The following is a 15,635-nucleotide window of genomic DNA, read 5'->3' as shown; positions in this document are numbered from 1 at the left end:
AAAGCCCGGCGGCGATGCTGGATCAATGACAGCGAGCATTTGGCAGATACCGGCCGGGGGCCTGCGCGTCCTCGCCGAGGGCCCGCGAACGGGCGACGGACCCCACGCCCTGTCGGGTTTCCCGGCGGAGGTCGGGGCGCTGGTCGGCGCGCGAATCCTGCAGATCATCCCCGAACTCGACGCGGGCGGCGCCGAGCGCACCACCGTCGACGTCGCGGGCGGTCTCGCGGCCGTGGGCGCCCGCGCCCTGGTGGCGACCGAGGGCGGACGGCTCGTCGGCGAGTTGCAGGCCAAGGGCGGGCACTGGCTCCGATTCCCGGCCGCGTCGAAGAACCCGGCGTCGATGGCGGTGAATGTCCTGCGGCTGATGGCGCTCTGCCGCCGCGAGAAGGTGCAGATCATCCACGCCCGTTCCCGCGCGCCCGCCTGGGTCGCCCTCGGGGCGGCGCGCCGGCTCGGGCTCCCGTTCGTGACCACCTATCACGGCAGCTATTCCGGCCGGACCGGCGTGAAGGTTCTCTACAACTCGATCATGGCCCGCGGCGACGTGGTGATCGCCAACTCGCACTACACCGCGGACCTGATCCACCGGCTGCACGCCGAGCAGGCCGGCGACCGCGTGCGGGTCATCCACCGCGGCACCGACCTCGCGGTGTTCAACCCGGTGGCGGTCGGGGCCGCCCGGGTCGAGGCGCTGCGCCGGAGCTGGAACGTGGCGCCGCACGAGCGGGTGATCCTGCTGGCCGCCCGCCTCACGGCCTGGAAGGGCCACCGCGTGCTGATCGAGGCCGCCGCGCGGATGCGCGATCGCGGCGTCCCGGACCTGGCCGTGGTCCTCGCGGGGGACCCGCAGGGCCGCGCCGCCTACGAGCGCGAGCTCGACGCACTGATCGCCGCGCGCGGGCTCGAGGGCATCGTCCGCAGGGTCGGGCATTGCACCGACATGCCGGCGGCCTTCCGCGCCGCATCGGTGGTGGCGGTGCCGTCCGTGGAGCCCGAGGCCTTCGGCCGCTCGGCCGTCGAGGCGCAGGCGCTCGGCGCACCCGTGGTCGTCTCGGATCTCGGCGCGGTGCCGGAGACGGTGCTGGCACCGCCCGAGACCCCCGCCGGCCAGCGCACCGGATGGCGCGTGCCGCCCGGCGACCCGGCCGCGCTCGCCGCCGCTCTGACCGAGGCCCTCTCCCTCGGCGCGAGCGCCCGCGACGCCCTCGGTCGGCGCAGCCGCGCGCATGTCGAGGCGCACTTCTCCCTGGAGCGGATGGTCGGCGACACGCTGGCGGTCTACGCCGAGCTGCTCGGCCGTTCGACCTGAGGGCATCGGACTCGAATCGCGACGCGGCGGCCGATTATTTCCGGCGTCGCGATGGTAGCCGGTTGACTCTGGCCGCGGTTCCACCAACGTTGTATGTCCGGATGAGACCGGAGCGGCTGGCGGTCAGGAGATCTTCCTGAAGATCCGCCGTTTCGCCGTTGCAGCAGGAGACCTAAGCCATTCGTAGACCGATGAGAGCCATGCCGGCCCCGCAGAAGGACGGGCCGCGCGCCAACCGCGACATTCGCGGTGTGCGGGAAGTGCAGCTGATCGACGACACCGGGCAGAACCGCGGCGTCGTTCCCTTCTTCGACGCCCTCAATCTGGCCGAGGAGGCCGGTCTCGATCTCGTGGAGATCGCGCCGAACTCCGTGCCGCCCGTCTGCAAGCTGCTCGATTACGGGCGCTTCCGCTTCAACGAGCAGAAGAAGCAGAACGAGGCCCGCAAGCGGCAGAAGACCGTCGAGGTGAAGGAGATCAAGCTCCGCCCCGGCATCGACAAGCACGACTACGACACCAAGATGAAGTCGGTGCACCGCTTCTTCGAGGAGGGCGACAAGGTCAAGGTGACCCTGCGCTTCCGCGGTCGTGAGATGGCTCACCAGGATATCGGTCTGCGCCTCCTGGAGCGCGTGAAGAGCGAGACCGCCGAGATCGCCAAGGTCGAGAGCGAGCCGATGCTCGAAGGCCGGCAGATGATCATGATCCTCGCGCCGCGCTGAGCGGCCCGGATCCAGAGACGCGAGACCCGCGCCGCCTCCTCACCCGGGGGCGGCGTTTCGCGTTCCGAGCCGTCGAACAGCGGATCGTGCGGGGCTATATCGCTTCTTGCTGATCACTGCACCGCCGTCTTTGCGAGCGGAGCGAAGCCACCCAGTGTTGCGCTGCGCTGAGTGACGTCCCGCTGACCTGGGTCGCTTCGCTACGCTCGCGATGACGAGGTTGAAGCGTCGGCCGAGATTCCGACGAGCCTTCGAGACGCGCCCGATCCTTCCATGCGCGGCCACGGCAGTCTATGGGCAGCCTATGGCCCTCGCTCCCGATGAGATCGAACGCTACGCCCGCCACCTCGTCCTCGCGGAGGTCGGCGGTCCCGGTCAGGCCCGGCTCAAGGCCGCCCGGATCCTCGTCGTTGGGGCGGGCGGCCTCGGCGCGCCGCTGATCCAGTACCTCGCCGCCGCGGGGATCGGCACGATCGGCCTCGTCGACGACGACACGGTCTCCCTGTCGAACCTGCAGCGGCAGGTGATCCACGGGACGCCGGATCTCGGTCGGCCGAAGGTCGAGAGCGCGGCCGACGCGGTGGCGCGCCTCAACCCGCACGTGTCGGTGGTCCCGCACCCGTACCGGATCGACGCGGACAACGCCGTCGACCTGATCGCCGGCTACGACCTCGTGGCGGACGGGTCCGACAATTTCGCCACGCGCTACGCGGTGTCGGACGCCTGCTTCCGGGCGCGTCGGCCGCTGGTCACGGCGGCTCTGGGCCGCTTCGACGGCACGCTGACCACGATCCGGGCCCACGAGACGGGGCCCGACGGGACCCCGAACCCGACCTATCGCTGCCTCTTCCCGAACCCGCCGCCGCCCGGCAGCGTGCCCGCCTGCGCGGAGGCCGGCGTGCTCGGCGCGCTCGCCGGCGTCATGGGCTCGCTGATGGCCATGGAGGTGATCCGGGCCGTGGCGGGCTTCGGCGAGCCCCTCGTCGGGCGCCTCCTCATGGTCGACGCCCGCGCCATGCGGTTCGAGACCCTGAGCTACGGCTGGGATCCCGAGAACCCGCTCAGCGGCAGCGGCGCCTCAGCGGCCTAGGGGTTCCGGCGGCATCCAAGGCCCCTCCGCCTCCGCCTTGCCGAGGCAGCACTTCTTGAACTTCTTGCCCGAGCCGCAGGGGCAGGGATCGTTGCGGCCGACATCCTTGAACGGGTTGCGCTGCGGCTCGCCCGCGCCCTCCTCGGCCCAGTCGAGAGCCTCGACCGGATCGTCGAGGTAGCCGTACTGGTAGGGCCCGAGCCGGTCCCGGTCGTCCGGCTTGGTCTCCGCCTTGCGCAGGGCCTCCTTGAACCACCCGGCGTCGCTGATTTCGTCGGTGAGCCGTCCGTCGGCGCGGGCCGCGGCCGCGCGGGGCGCGAGGTCCCGGAAGCCGAGATGCGCGATCGTCTCCTCCCAGCCGACCCAGGCCGGCCCGTCCTCCACGGCGGCCTGCGCGTCGTCGAAACGGACCAGCAGGTCGTGCATCGCGGCCCGGTCGATCCGTCCCTCCAGGGTCAGGAAGGTGCAGGCGCACATCAGCGCCATGCGCGCGTGATCGTCGACCGTGCTGTCCAGGATCAGCCGGAACAGCGGCTGCGGATCGCCGTCGAACAGGCTCGCCACGACCTTGGCCAGCGTCGCCGTGACGGCGTCACCCAGCACCGCGTCGAGGGTCTCCTCGTCGTGCCGGAGCAGCCTGAGGAGCGGCGCGAGAGCGCGCGTGTCCCGGGCATGGGCCATGACGTGCAGGCCCCAGAACAGGAGGTTCGTCTCCTCCGCTGCCAGCTCGCGCCCGTCGGCGGCCGCCTCCAGCAGCGGCAGCGTCGCCTCCGCCACGGCGGCGGGGTGGTTCAGGGCCTCCCGCAACGCCGCCTTCGGCCGGTACTCGGCCGCCGCGAGGTCGTCGATGAGCAGGGCGATCCGGTCCATGGCGGCGCCTCAGGCCCGGAGCGTCGCGCCCGTCTTGCGGGTGACCTCGGCGACGATCCTGGCGCTCACAGCCTCGATCTCCGCGTCGGTCAGGGTCCGCTCGACGGGCTGGAGACGCACCGCGATCGCCACCGACTTCGCGCCGTCCGGCACGCCCGGCCCCTCGTAGAGGTCGAACACGTCGACACCCGTCACCAGCTTGCGCTCGGCGTTCTGGGCGGCCTTGACGATGTCCCCCGCCGGCACGTCGCGGCCGACCACGAAGGCGAAGTCCCGCGACAGCGGCTGGAATTCCGACAGTGCCAGGGCGGCCTTGGCCTTGGTCGGCTTGAGCTTGGGCAGGGGCAGGGCGTCGAGGACGATCTCGAAGGCCACGAGCGTTCCCTTCAGGTCGAGGGCCTGCAGCGTTCGCGGATGCACCTCCCCGAACCAGCCGATCTCCGTCTTCGGACCGAAGCGCAGCGTGCCGGAGCGGCCGGGATGCAGCCAGGACGGGCCGCCGGGCGTGATCTGGAGGCCGCCGGTCGGCACGCCCAGGCTGCCGAGCAACGCGATGGCGTCCGCCTTGGCGTCGAACGCGTCGACGGTCGCCGCCGTGCCGTCCCAGTGCCGCCCGGCGCCGGCCAGGGTCGCGCCGCCGCGGCGGACCGCCGCCGCGCGGACGGTCTGGCCCTCCGGCACGTCGGAGGCGAAGCACTGGCCGACCTCGAACAGGGCGGCGTCCGGGTAGCCGCGGTCGGCATTGCGTTGCGCCGCGCGCAGGAGGCCCGGCACCAGGCTCGGCCGCATGTCGGACAGCTCCGAGGCGATCGGGTTGGCCAGCACCAGGTCGGCCCCGCCGCCGCCGAACAGGACGGCGTCGTCGTGCGGCACGAACGACCACGTGACCGCCTCCATGAGGCCGCGGCTCGCCAGGGCGCGCTTGGCGAGGCGGGTCCGCTTCTGCATCACGGTGAGCAGCGGGCGGCCGATCCCGGCGAGCGGCGGCAGGGGCTCGGCCACGATCCGGTCGAGCCCGGCGATGCGGACGACCTCCTCGACGAGGTCGGCCTTGCCCTCGACGTCGGGCCGCCAGGACGGGGGCAGCACCGTCACCCGGTCCCCGGTGCCGGACACGTGGAAGCCCAGCGTCTCGAGGATCTGCTGCATTTCGGTGCGCGGCACGTCCAGGCCGGCGAGGCGGCGGACCTCGGTCCAGGGGAAGTCGATGCTGCGCCGGGATTCGGGCGGCGCGCCGGCGACGTGCGCCTCGGTCGGCGTTCCGCCGCAGAGATCGACCACCAGCCGCGTCGCGAGGTCGAGGCCGGGAACCGTGAAGGCCGGGTCGACGCCCCGCTCGAAGCGGTAGCGCGCGTCGGTGATGATGCCGAGCCGTCGGCCCGACTGGGCGATGTTGGTCGGGTCCCACAGGGCCGACTCGATCAGCACGTCCGTGGTGCCGGCGTCGCAGCCCGACGCCTCGCCGCCCATGATGCCGGCGATGGATTCGACGCCGTTCGCGTCGGCGATCACCACGGTGTCGTCGGTCAGCGTGTGAGTCCGGCCGTCGAGGGCGCGCAGGCTCTCGCCCGCCCGCGCCCGCCGCACGGTCAGCGTGCCGGCGACCTTGGCGGCGTCGAAGACGTGCAGTGGCCGCCCGCGGTCGAAGGTGACGTAGTTGGTGATGTCGACGAGGCTGTTGATCGGCCGCAGGCCGATGGCGCGCAGCCGGGCCTGCATCCAGGCCGGCGACGGGCCGTTCCGGACGCCGCGCACGAGCCGCAAGGCGAACATCGGGGCGAGGTGCCGGTCGGCCGGATCGAGGGCCAGCTCGACCGCGACCGGGCAGGGACCCTCGCCGCGCAGGCCCGGCAGCGTCTCGCCCTTGAGCGTGCCGAGGCCGGCCGCCGCGAGGTCGCGGGCGATGCCGTGGACGGCGGTGCAGTCCGGCCGGTTCGGCGTCAGGTTGATCTCGATGACCGGATCGTCGAGCCCGGCATAGAGCGCGTAGGCCTGGCCGACCGGCGCGTCGGTCGGGAGTTCCAGGATGCCGTCATGGTCGTCGCCGAGGCCGAGCTCGGCGCCCGAGCACAGCATGCCGTGGCTCTCGACGCCGCGGATCGTGCCCACCGACAGGGTGATGTTCTTGCCCGGGACGTAGGTGCCGGGCGGCGCGAAGACCGAGACGAGGTCGGCCCGGGCGTTCGGGGCGCCGCAGACCACCTGCACGGGCGCGCCCGCGCCGGTGTCGACCGTGCAGACCCGGAGCCGGTCGGCGTTCGGGTGCTGCTCGGCTGTCAGGATCCGGGCGATCACGTAGGGCTTGAGCGCGGCGGCCTTGTCCTCGACGCCCTCCACCTCCAGGCCGATCCGCGTGAGCGTCTCGGCGACGGTGTCGAGGGAGGCCCCGGTGTCGAGGTGGTCCTTGAGCCAGGAGAGGGTGAATTTCATGATGGACCTTCGAGAGCCCGGTATCGGCTCGACCGTCGGAGGAACAGGATCGCGGGGCCGTCGCCGGGGCCGGGGGGCCGCGGCGGGGCCGGGGCGGCTCAGCCCGTGAGGCCGCCCACGAGGCTCGGCACGTCGAGCGGGCGGAAGCCGTAATGGTCGAGCCAGCGAACGTCGGCCTCGAAGAACGGGCGCAGGTCCGGCATGCCGTATTTCAGCATGGCGATGCGGTCGATGCCGACGCCGAAGGCGAAGCCCTGCACGGCGTCCGGGTCGAGCCCGCAATTGCGCAGCACGTTCGGGTGGACCATCCCGCAACCCAGGATCTCCAGCCAGTCGTCACCCTCGCCGAAGCGGATCTCGCCGCCCTTGCGCGAGCACTGGATGTCGACCTCGGCGGAGGGCTCGGTGAAGGGGAAGAAGGACGGGCGGAAGCGCATCTTCACGCCCTCCACCTCGAAGAACGCCTTGCAGAACTCCTCCAGCACCCATTTCAGGTTGGCGATGTTGGCCGCCTTGTCGATCACCAGCCCCTCGACCTGGTGGAACATCGGCGTGTGGGTCTGGTCGGAATCGTGCCGGTAGGTCCGCCCCGGGATGATCACGCGGATCGGCGGCGTCTGCGCCCGCATGGTCCGCACCTGCACGGGCGAGGTGTGCGTGCGCAGCACCTTGCGCTGCCCGTCGCGGTCGGGCGCCAGGAAGAAGGTGTCGTGCATCTCGCGCGCCGGGTGGCCGGGCGGGAAATTGAGCGCCGTGAAGTTCAGCTCGTCCGTCTCGATGTCCGGACCCTCGGCGACCGCGAAGCCCATGTCGGCGAAGATCGCGGTGATCTCGTCGATCACCTGGGAGATCGGGTGGATCCGGCCGCGCACCTCGGGGGCCTCGCGGACCGGCAGGGTCACGTCGACCCGCTCGGAGGCGAGGCGGGCCTCCAGGGTGGCTTCGGCGAGTTCGGTCTTGCGGGCGGTGACGGCGCCCTGGACCCGGTCGCGCAGCCCGTTGATCAGGGGCCCGCGCTCCTTGCGCTCCTCCGGCGTCATCGACCCGAGCGTCTTCAGCAGATCCGAGACGCTGCCCTTCTTGCCGAGCGCGGCGACGCGGACCGCGTCGAGGGTGGCCTCGTCGGAGGCCGCGCTCACCTGGGCCAGGAGGTCGCGTTCCAGGGTGTCGAGATCGGTCATCGCTGTCTTCGAGCAGGGTTGGCGGAGTCGGCCGTCGGGCCGTGCTCTCGCGCGTTGCGGGCGCCGGCGCAAGCGCGGGACCTCGTAAACGACGAAGGCGCGGCTCCCTGGGGAACCGCGCCTTCCGTCCGTCTCGCCTCAGGCCTGGATCAGGCGGCCTTGGCGGTGTTCTGCGGCAGCGCGGCCTTCGCCTTCTCGACGACGGCGGCGAAGCTCGCCGGCTCGTGGATCGCCAGCTCCGACAGGGCCTTGCGGTCGACGACGATGCCGGACTTCGCCAGGCCGTCGATGAAGCGAGAGTAGGTCAGGCCGTGCTCGCGGACCGCCGCGTTGAGGCGCTGGATCCAGAGGGCGCGGAACGTGCGCTTCTTGTTCTTGCGGTCGCGGTAGGCATACTGCATGCCCTTCTCGACCGCCTGCTTGGCGATGCGGATCGTATTCTTGCGCCGGCCGTAATAGCCCTTGGCGGCCTTCAGAACCTTCTTGTGCTTCGCGTGACTGGTCACGCCGCGCTTGACGCGGGCCATCGGTTATCTCCTGGATTCGACGAAAGACAGTGGCAACGGGTGCTGAAGGACTTACCGCGCGTTCGGCAGGAAGTACTTCTTCACGTTGGCGGCATCGCCCTCGAACAGGGTCGTGGTGCCGCGCAGGTTGCGGATCTGCTTGGTCGTCCGCTTGATCATCCCGTGGCGCTTGCCGGCCTGGGCGTACATCACCTTGCCGGTGCCGGTGATCTTGAAGCGCTTCTTCGCGCCCGATTTCGTCTTCAACTTGGGCATTTGGCTCTCCGTTGCGCGAAATGATCCCGGACCGATCCGGGAGGATCGGATGAGGTTCGCGCGCTGATGCTTCTGGTGGAGCAGCACGAGCCGCCACGGCAGCCCTATCGGCCGGGCGGTTCGACGCGGGGCGGCTTATGACAGAAAGCTGACGCGGCGGCAACGCCCGCGGATCGGAGCACGAGATCGAGATCCGGGGGAACGCGTCGCCGGGCTCCGGCGTATCGAGCCCTGGGACCGGGCTTCTCTGCACGACATTCGCGCCGGCGAGCCGGCAACGGCGGGGCAGCGGCCGTTTCGCCCGTGCTGATTCGGAGGAATTCGGGGACGGCTTGCGCGCCGCACAAAACGGCGAGGGACAGCGGGTGCGCCAGGAACCATAACCTTAGCCGTCGGTTTCATTCATGTCCCGCTCAGGCCGGCAGGGTTAGACTCCCCGTCAAATTGGCCAACCAGGAGACACTTCGTGCGCATTGCCCAGATCGCTCCGTTGTCGGAGGCCGTCCCTCCGAAGTTCTACGGCGGCACCGAGCGCGTCGTCAGCTGGATTACAGAGGAACTGGTTCGCCAGGGCCACGAAGTCACGCTGTTCGCGAGCGGTGACTCCGAGACGACTGCCAAGCTCGCGGCCTGCACGCCCGAAGGCTTGCGCCTGCTCGGCTACCGGGATCACACGGCCAGCCACCTGGCGATGCTGCATCAGGTGCACCGCCGCGCGCACGAGTTCGACATCCTGCACTTCCACATCGACCTGCTTCAGTACCCGATGTTCGAGGATCTGAACCATAAGTGCATCACCACGATGCACGGTCGCCTGGACGTGCCGGACTTCATGCCGGTCTACCGCACCTTCACGGGCATGCCGCTGGTCTCGATCTCCGACAACCAGCGCCTGCCCATGCCGCCGACCTCCAACTGGCTGGCGACGATCCATCACGGCCTGCCGGCCGAGAACTGCCCGTACTACCCGGACGCCAAGGGCGGCTATCTCGCCTTCCTCGGCCGGATCTCGCCCGAGAAGCGGCCCGACCGCGCGATCGAGATGGCGATCCGCTCCGGCACGCCCCTGAAGATCGCCGCCAAGGTCGACAAGGCCGACCAGGATTACTGGGACGAGGTCATCGAGCCGATGATCCACCACCCGCTGATCGAGTACATCGGCGAGATCAACGAGGAGCAGAAGAAGGACTTTCTCGGCAATGCCCTGGCGCTCGCCTTCCCGATCGATTGGCCCGAGCCCTTCGGCCTCGTGATGATCGAGGCGATGTCAGCCGGCACCCCGGTGATCGCGTTCCGGAACGGCTCCGTGCCGGAGGTCATCAAGGACGGCGTGGGCGGCGTTCTCTGCGAGAGCATGGACGACGCCGTGGCCGCGGTCGCCAAGGTGAAGACCATGAGCCGCGCCGGCGTGCGCCGCCACTTCGAGAGCGCCTTCACCGCCGAGTGCATGGTGAAGAAGTACGTCGCCGCCTACGAGGACCTGCTCGCCCGCGGCGCCGACGTGATCAAGCTGCCGAAGTCCGGTTTCATGCCGCAGTACGGTGAGGTCAACGGTTCCGCGCGTCCGGCGATCCCGGTCGCCGCCATGCCGGCCTGAAAACCGGCACCGGGCTTGCGAGGCGGGTCCGGCTCGGCCTAGCGTCTTAAAGGCGACTCATCCGTAGGGTGAACAAGGGCTGCTGCATCGAAGGGATGCAGCAGCCCTCTCGATTCGCACCCCTCACTTGCACCCGGAGATGCCCTGCATGGCGGCGGACAACACGGCAGCGGCCCACGATGCGAAGGCCCGGACCGCGGCGAGCGCCGGAAGCGTGGCGCACGGATTCCAGGACGCGGACGACGTCCTCCCGACCTATCACATCGAGGCGCAGACCTCCCTGGTCGAGCGGCCGCTGCGCTCGCTGAAGTTCGGCGAAGCCTTCGGCGTCCTCGATTCCTACGGCGATATCGGCGTCCAGCCCGGCCCGGAAGGCCTCTATTTCCAGGACACGCGCTACCTCTCGCGCCTGGAGGTGACGGTCGAGGGCCAGCGCCCGCTGATGCTTTCCTCGGTGATGCAGGACGATAACGGCGCGCTCAGCGTCGACATGACGACGCCCGATATCCGCATCGACGCCCACGACGAGACCTCGATCCCCCGCGAGACGATCGCGATCGAGCGCACCAAGTTCCTGTTCCGCGGCGCCTGCTACGACCGGATCGGCCTCCGCTCCTACGATTCGAAGCACCGGCGCCTGCGCATCGCCGTCACCTTCGACGCGGATTTCCGCGACCTCTTCGAGGTTCGCGGGACAGATCGACAGGAGCGCGGCAAGCGCGGCGTGCTCGTGGCGAGCGACCGAGAGGTGCAGTTCCGCTACGTCGGCCTGGACGAGATCGTCCGGACGACCTCCCTGCATTTCGGCCCGAAGCCCGATTCGATCGAGCCCGGCAAGGTGGTGTTCGACGTGTCGCTCCCGCCGGAGGGCCGGACCTCCCTGTTCATCCGCGTCACCTTCGAGGCGCACCGGGCCTTCACCAAGCCCCCGACCGACACGATGGTCGGCGAGGACGCGGCCGCAAAGCTGACGCTCGCCGCCAATGCCGGCGGTGCCCGGCGCGAGCCGAAGGATCTCGGCGAGGGGACGATCTTCGCCCGCGCCTACCGCGATTCGCGGCGCGACCTGCGGGCGCTGACGGCGGGCATCACCACGATCATCTCGTCGAACGACCAGTTCAACGAGGGGCTGTGCCGGGCGACCGCCGACCTCTACATGCTCGCGAGCCGAACCCCGGAGGGCATCTACCCCTTCGCCGGCATCCCCTGGTACTCCACGGTGTTCGGGCGCGACGGCATCATCACCGCGATGATGGCGCTCTGGATCGACCCGAAATTCGCCCGGGGCGTGCTGCGCTACCTCGCCTCGACCCAGGCCAAGGCGGTCGATCCAGCCGCCGACGCGCAGCCCGGCAAGGTCCTCCACGAGACCCGGCGCGGCGAGATGGCGATGCTCGGCGAGGTGCCGTTCCGGCACTATTACGGCACCATCGACGGCACGCCGCTCTTCGTGATGCTGGCCTGGGAGTACTACGCGGTCACGGGCGACCTCGAGACCGTGCGGGCGATCTGGCCGGCCCTCGAACTCGCGCTCGAATGGATGGACCGCTACGGCGACCGCGACGGCGACGGCTTCGTCGAGTACGCCCGCGACACCGACAAGGGTCTGGAGAACCAGGGCTGGAAGGACAGCCACGACTCGATCTTCCACACCGACGGTCACCTGGCCAAGGGCCCGATCGCCCTCTGCGAGGTGCAGGGCTACGTCTACGCCGCCAAGAACGGCATGGCGAAGCTCGCGGCGCTCCTCGGCCACGACCCGATGGCGGAGCGCCTCACCCAGGAGGCGGCGAGCCTGCGCGAGCGGTTCGACGCGGCGTTCTGGAACGAGGAGATCGGCACCTACGCGCTGGCGCTCGACGGCGCCAAGAAGCAGTGCGCGGTGCGCTCCTCCAATGCCGGCCACGCCCTGTTCACCGGCATCGCCAAGCCGGAGCGGGCGGCGCGGGTCGCCGAGACGCTGCTGTGCAAGGATGGCTTCAACGGCTGGGGCGTGCGCACGATCGCCAAGGGCGAGGCGCGCTACAACCCGATGTCCTACCACAACGGCTCGATCTGGCCGCACGACAACGCGCTGATCGCGATGGGTCTGGCCCGCTACGACCGCAAGCACGAGGCCGCGCGCATCTTCCAGGGGATGTTCGACACCTCGCTCTACCAGGACCAGAAGCGGCTGCCGGAGCTGTTCTGCGGCTTCATGCGCCGCAAGCAGCGCGGACCGGTCTCGTACCCGGTCGCCTGCAGCCCGCAGGCATGGGCGGCGGCGGCGCCGTTCGCGTTCCTGGCGGCCTGCCTCGGCCTCGAACTGGACCACGAGCGCAACCGCGTCCGGCTCAAGAACCCGATCCTGCCGGGCTTCCTCGACGGCGTGACGCTCTACAACGTCAAGCTCGGCGGCTCACGCCTGGACATCCGGTTCCAGCGCTACGACGACGACGTCACCGTGTCGGTGCAGCGCCGCCACGGCGACGTGCAGGTCGTGGTGACCAAGTAGGGCCCGGGACGGGAGTTCCGGGGCGGCCCGCTTCGGGTTAAGCGGGCCGCGCGGCACGTCGCGCCGCCGAGGACGGGTTCATGCCGGCAGATCATCACGCCCCCGACGCGGCCCTGCGCCTCGCGCAGGACCTGATCCGGTGCCCGTCCGTGACGCCGGAGGATCGAGGCGCCCTCGACGTCGTCGCCGACGCGCTCCGGCCGGCCGGCTTCGCGGTCGAGCGGCCGGTCTTCTCGGAGCCCGGCTACCCCGACACGCCGAACCTCTACGCCCGCGTCGGGCGGGACGGTCCGTGCCTCGTCTTCGCCGGCCACACCGACGTCGTGCCGGAGGGCGAGGGCGCGTGGCGCCACGATCCCTTCGCGGGCGCCGTGGCCGACGGGATGCTGTACGGGCGGGGAGCGGCCGACATGAAGGGCGGCGTCGCCTGCATGCTCGCGGCGACCCTCGCCTTCCTCGACCGGCGCGGCGCCGATTTCGGCGGCTCCATCGCGTTCCTGATCACCGGCGACGAGGAGGGACCGGCGGTCAACGGCACCGTGAAGCTCCTCGACTGGGCACGGCGCCGGGGCGAGCGGTTCGACCACTGTGTCCTCGGGGAGCCGACCAATCCGGGTCGGCTCGGCGAGATGATCAAGATCGGCCGGCGCGGGTCGCTGACCGGCAAGCTCACCGTTCTCGGCCGGCAGGGCCACGTCGCCTACCCGCACAAGGCGGAGAACCCGATCCCGGGCCTGCTGCGCCTCGCCTCGGCGCTGGTCGCCGAGCCGCTGGATCGCGGGACGGCGCATTTCGACGCCTCGAACCTCGAATTCACCACGATCGACGTCGGCAACCCGGCCACCAACGTGATCCCGGCGACCGCCCGGGCGACCTTCAACGTCCGCTTCAACGACGACTGGACGGCCGAGAGCCTGGGCGAAGAGATCCGCCGGCGCCTGGAACAGGCGGCCGGGAACGCGGTGCGCTTCAGCCTGGATCTGCAGCCCTCGAACGCGCCGGCCTTCCTGACGCGGCCGGACGCCTTCGTGACGCTGGTCGCGGAGGCGATCCGGGCCGAGACCGGCCTGACCCCGACGCTCTCCACGACGGGCGGCACGTCGGATGCCCGCTTCATCAAGGATGCCTGCCCGGTGATCGAGTTCGGCCTCGTCGGCGAGACCATGCACCAGGTCGACGAGTGCGTGGCGGTCGCCGACTTGGAGCGGCTGACGGCGATCTACGGGCGCGTGCTCGACGCCTACTTCCGCGGTTCGTAGTCGACGCCCACGAAGGTCAGCCCGGCGGCCGGGGCCAGCGGCCCGCACCGGCGCTTGTCGCCCGAGGCCAGGATAGCGGCGACCTCGTCCGCCGAGAGGCGGCGGCAGCCGGCAAGCATCAGCGTGCCGACCATCGCCCGCACCTGATGGTGCAGGAACGAGCGCGCCGACGTCGCTACCACGATCTCGTCGTGGAGCGCCATCGGCGTGCGGCCCACGTCGAGCTGCTCCAGCGTGCGGATCGGGCTGTTCGCCTGGCACTCGGCGGCCCGGAAGGCCGAGAAGTCGTGGCGGCCGACGAGGCGCTGGGCGGCTTCGTGCATGAGTGCCGCGTCGAGGGGCCACGGCACGTGCCAGACATGGGCGCGCGTCAGCGCCGCGGGGCTGCGCCGATTGAGGATGCGGTAGCGGTAGTGCCGGCGGATCGCCGAGTGGCGGGCGTCGAAGCTCTCCGGCACGGTCTCGGCGGACAGGATCGCCACCGGCTGCGGCCGCAGATGGGCGTTCAGGGCGTCCCGCACCGTGTCGGTCCGCCAGTCCTTGGCGAGGTCGAGATGGGCGACCTGATGGATCGCGTGCACGCCGGCATCGGTCCGGCCCGCGCAGGTGAGCCGGGCCTCCTCGCCGGAGAAGCGCGTGACCGCCGCCTCGATCGCGCCCTGGACCGTGGGATCGTCCGCCTGCCGCTGCCAGCCGCAGAACGGACCGCCGTCGTACTCGATGACGAGCTTGTAGCGGGGCATCAGCCGGCCCCCTCAAGGTCTCTCGATAGCGCTCCGATGTTCGATCTCGCGATACGGCACAGAGCTTCGGAAAGCTGCGCGCGCGATCGTCTCTGCGAGCGTGCCGAAGCGATCCGGCGTCGCGCCGAGCCTCGCCAGGGTGCGCTGCCCTGGGTCGCTTCGCTGCGCTCGCGATGACGGGTCGGGCCGCGCGCCGAATGCCGTGAACGGGCGACGCGCATCAGCCGAGGCGGGCGCCGGGCGTCAGGCGGGCGCCGCGGACGAACTCGGCCCCGCTGGCGCTGCCGCCCTTCCCGGCGCGGCGCAGCTCCAGGAGCCGGACGGCGCTGTCCCCGCAGGCGACGGTGCCTTCGGAATCGCGCAGCGTGCCCGGCGCGCCCGAACCCTCCGCCGGGGCGGCGCGGAGCACCTTCACGCGCTCGGAGCCCTTGCCGAGATCGACCTCGAAGAAGGCACCGGGGAACGGCGACAGCCCGTTGATCCGGTTGGCGACCTCGGCCGCCGGGCGGGACCAGTCGATCCGCGCCTCGTCGTTGGTGATCTTACGGGCGTAGACGATTCCGTCCTCCGGCTGCGGCGCGAAGGTCAGCGTGCCCGCGTCGAGCGCCGCGAGGGCCCGCGCCATCAGGTCGGCGCCGAGGGGCATGAGCGCGTCGTGCAGGGCGCCCGCCGTCATGCCCGGGGTGATCGGCAACCGCGCCTCGAGGGCGACCGGGCCTGTGTCGAGACCGGCCTCCATCCGCATGACGCCGACGCCGCTCTCGGCGTCGCCCGCCATCACGGCGCGCTGGATCGGCGCCGCGCCGCGCCAGCGCGGCAGCAGGGATCCGTGCAGGTTGAGGCAGCCGTGCCGCGGCGCGTCGAGGATCGCCTGCGGCAGCAGCATCCCGTAGGCCACGACCACCGCGACGTCGGCCCGGTGCGCCGCGAAGGTCTCGGCGGCTTCGGGTGTGCGGAGCGTCGCGGGCGTCAGCACCGGCGCGCCGAGCGTGTCGGCGAGCGCGTGGACCGGGGAGGGGCGCAGGCTCATGCCGCGGCCGGCCCTGGCGGGCGCGCGGGTGTAGACCGCCGCGATGTCGTGCCCGTCCTGCGCGAGCCGCGCCAGCGTCGGCACCGCGAAGTCCGGCGTGCCCATGAAGACGACGCGCATGGCCG

13 protein-coding genes are annotated in these 15,635 nt (G+C 71.0%); 6 read left to right on the top strand and 7 right to left on the bottom strand.

Going from position 1 to position 15,635, the window contains the following annotated elements:
* Window positions 1–25 precede the first annotated feature (25 nt).
* The 3 genes from BM314_RS15565 to moeB all read left to right on the top strand — a co-directional run bounded on the left by BM314_RS15565 (window position 26) and on the right by moeB (window position 3,124).
* Window positions 26–1,312, top strand: a complete 1,287-nt coding sequence (locus BM314_RS15565; protein WP_091978849.1) for a glycosyltransferase family 4 protein — start codon at window positions 26–28, stop codon at window positions 1,310–1,312.
* A gap of 200 nt (window positions 1,313–1,512) precedes the next feature.
* A complete protein-coding gene (gene infC / locus BM314_RS15560; RefSeq protein WP_020092802.1) occupies window positions 1,513–2,034 on the top strand; it encodes a translation initiation factor IF-3 in 522 nt (173 codons plus the stop codon).
* A 304-nt stretch (window positions 2,035–2,338) separates the two neighbouring features.
* Window positions 2,339–3,124: a HesA/MoeB/ThiF family protein gene (gene moeB, locus BM314_RS15555; protein WP_091978847.1), complete on the top strand. Its 786-nt coding sequence runs from the start codon at window positions 2,339–2,341 to the stop codon at window positions 3,122–3,124.
* On the opposite strand, the gene BM314_RS15550 is transcribed toward moeB, so the two are convergent.
* The 5 genes from BM314_RS15550 to rpmI form a co-directional block, all read right to left on the bottom strand.
* Window positions 3,113–3,994, bottom strand: a complete 882-nt coding sequence (locus BM314_RS15550) for a DUF1186 domain-containing protein (RefSeq protein ID WP_091978845.1) — start codon at window positions 3,992–3,994, stop codon at window positions 3,113–3,115. The genes moeB and BM314_RS15550 overlap by 12 nt on opposite strands.
* 9 nt (window positions 3,995–4,003) lie before the next feature.
* A complete protein-coding gene (gene pheT / locus BM314_RS15545) occupies window positions 4,004–6,424 on the bottom strand; it encodes a phenylalanine--tRNA ligase subunit beta (protein WP_091978843.1) in 2,421 nt (806 codons plus the stop codon).
* A 98-nt stretch (window positions 6,425–6,522) separates the two neighbouring features.
* Entirely contained in the window at window positions 6,523–7,605 is a 1,083-nt protein-coding gene (gene pheS / locus BM314_RS15540; protein ID WP_091978841.1) for a phenylalanine--tRNA ligase subunit alpha, read from the bottom strand.
* A gap of 149 nt (window positions 7,606–7,754) precedes the next feature.
* Window positions 7,755–8,132 (bottom strand): 50S ribosomal protein L20, encoded by a 378-nt coding sequence (rplT, locus tag BM314_RS15535; RefSeq protein ID WP_012320099.1) that lies wholly within the window; start codon window positions 8,130–8,132, stop codon window positions 7,755–7,757.
* Window positions 8,133–8,183: 51 nt separating this feature from the next.
* Entirely contained in the window at window positions 8,184–8,387 is a 204-nt protein-coding gene (rpmI, locus tag BM314_RS15530; protein WP_007561407.1) for a 50S ribosomal protein L35, read from the bottom strand.
* A 466-nt stretch (window positions 8,388–8,853) separates the two neighbouring features.
* On the opposite strand from rpmI, the gene BM314_RS15525 reads away from it, so the two are divergent.
* The 3 genes from BM314_RS15525 to dapE all read left to right on the top strand — a co-directional run bounded on the left by BM314_RS15525 (window position 8,854) and on the right by dapE (window position 13,737).
* A complete protein-coding gene (locus BM314_RS15525) occupies window positions 8,854–9,984 on the top strand; it encodes a glycosyltransferase family 4 protein (RefSeq protein WP_091978839.1) in 1,131 nt (376 codons plus the stop codon).
* A gap of 148 nt (window positions 9,985–10,132) precedes the next feature.
* On the top strand, window positions 10,133–12,478 hold the full coding sequence (locus BM314_RS15520) for an amylo-alpha-1,6-glucosidase (protein WP_020092796.1): 2,346 nt from the start codon (window positions 10,133–10,135) through the stop codon (window positions 12,476–12,478).
* An 80-nt stretch (window positions 12,479–12,558) separates the two neighbouring features.
* Entirely contained in the window at window positions 12,559–13,737 is a 1,179-nt protein-coding gene (gene dapE, locus BM314_RS15515) for a succinyl-diaminopimelate desuccinylase (protein WP_091978837.1), read from the top strand.
* Here dapE and truA read toward each other — a convergent pair.
* Together truA and fmt are read right to left on the bottom strand one after the other, a co-directional pair.
* Window positions 13,719–14,480 (bottom strand): tRNA pseudouridine(38-40) synthase TruA, encoded by a 762-nt coding sequence (truA, locus tag BM314_RS15510; protein ID WP_091978835.1) that lies wholly within the window; start codon window positions 14,478–14,480, stop codon window positions 13,719–13,721. The two genes, dapE and truA, sit on opposite strands and share 19 nt — an antisense overlap.
* A 220-nt stretch (window positions 14,481–14,700) precedes the next feature.
* Entirely contained in the window at window positions 14,701–15,630 is a 930-nt protein-coding gene (gene fmt, locus BM314_RS15505) for a methionyl-tRNA formyltransferase (RefSeq protein WP_091978833.1), read from the bottom strand.
* Window positions 15,631–15,635: the final 5 nt, after the last annotated feature.

Source organism: Methylobacterium sp. 13MFTsu3.1M2 (genome assembly GCF_900112625.1).
Taxonomy (GTDB): domain Bacteria; phylum Pseudomonadota; class Alphaproteobacteria; order Rhizobiales; family Beijerinckiaceae; genus Methylobacterium.
Note: the sequence above shows the minus strand (reverse complement) of the source record. Positions and strands in the feature narration are given on the sequence as shown.

Excerpts from the sequence above, each read along its gene's own strand:
- BM314_RS15565 (WP_091978849.1), top strand. The coding sequence starts at position 26 with ATGACAGCGAGCATTTGGCAGATACCGGCCGGGGGCCTGCGCGTCCTC.
- infC (WP_020092802.1), top strand. The coding sequence starts at position 1,513 with ATGCCGGCCCCGCAGAAGGACGGGCCGCGCGCCAACCGCGACATTCGC.
- moeB (WP_091978847.1), top strand. The coding sequence starts at position 2,339 with ATGGCCCTCGCTCCCGATGAGATCGAACGCTACGCCCGCCACCTCGTC.
- BM314_RS15550 (WP_091978845.1), bottom strand. The coding sequence starts at position 3,994 with ATGGACCGGATCGCCCTGCTCATCGACGACCTCGCGGCGGCCGAGTAC.
- pheT (WP_091978843.1), bottom strand. The coding sequence starts at position 6,424 with ATGAAATTCACCCTCTCCTGGCTCAAGGACCACCTCGACACCGGGGCC.
- pheS (WP_091978841.1), bottom strand. The coding sequence starts at position 7,605 with ATGACCGATCTCGACACCCTGGAACGCGACCTCCTGGCCCAGGTGAGC.
- rplT (WP_012320099.1), bottom strand. The coding sequence starts at position 8,132 with ATGGCCCGCGTCAAGCGCGGCGTGACCAGTCACGCGAAGCACAAGAAG.
- rpmI (WP_007561407.1), bottom strand. The coding sequence starts at position 8,387 with ATGCCCAAGTTGAAGACGAAATCGGGCGCGAAGAAGCGCTTCAAGATC.
- BM314_RS15520 (WP_020092796.1), top strand. The coding sequence starts at position 10,133 with ATGGCGGCGGACAACACGGCAGCGGCCCACGATGCGAAGGCCCGGACC.
- dapE (WP_091978837.1), top strand. The coding sequence starts at position 12,559 with ATGCCGGCAGATCATCACGCCCCCGACGCGGCCCTGCGCCTCGCGCAG.
- truA (WP_091978835.1), bottom strand. The coding sequence starts at position 14,480 with ATGCCCCGCTACAAGCTCGTCATCGAGTACGACGGCGGTCCGTTCTGC.
- fmt (WP_091978833.1), bottom strand. The coding sequence starts at position 15,630 with ATGCGCGTCGTCTTCATGGGCACGCCGGACTTCGCGGTGCCGACGCTG.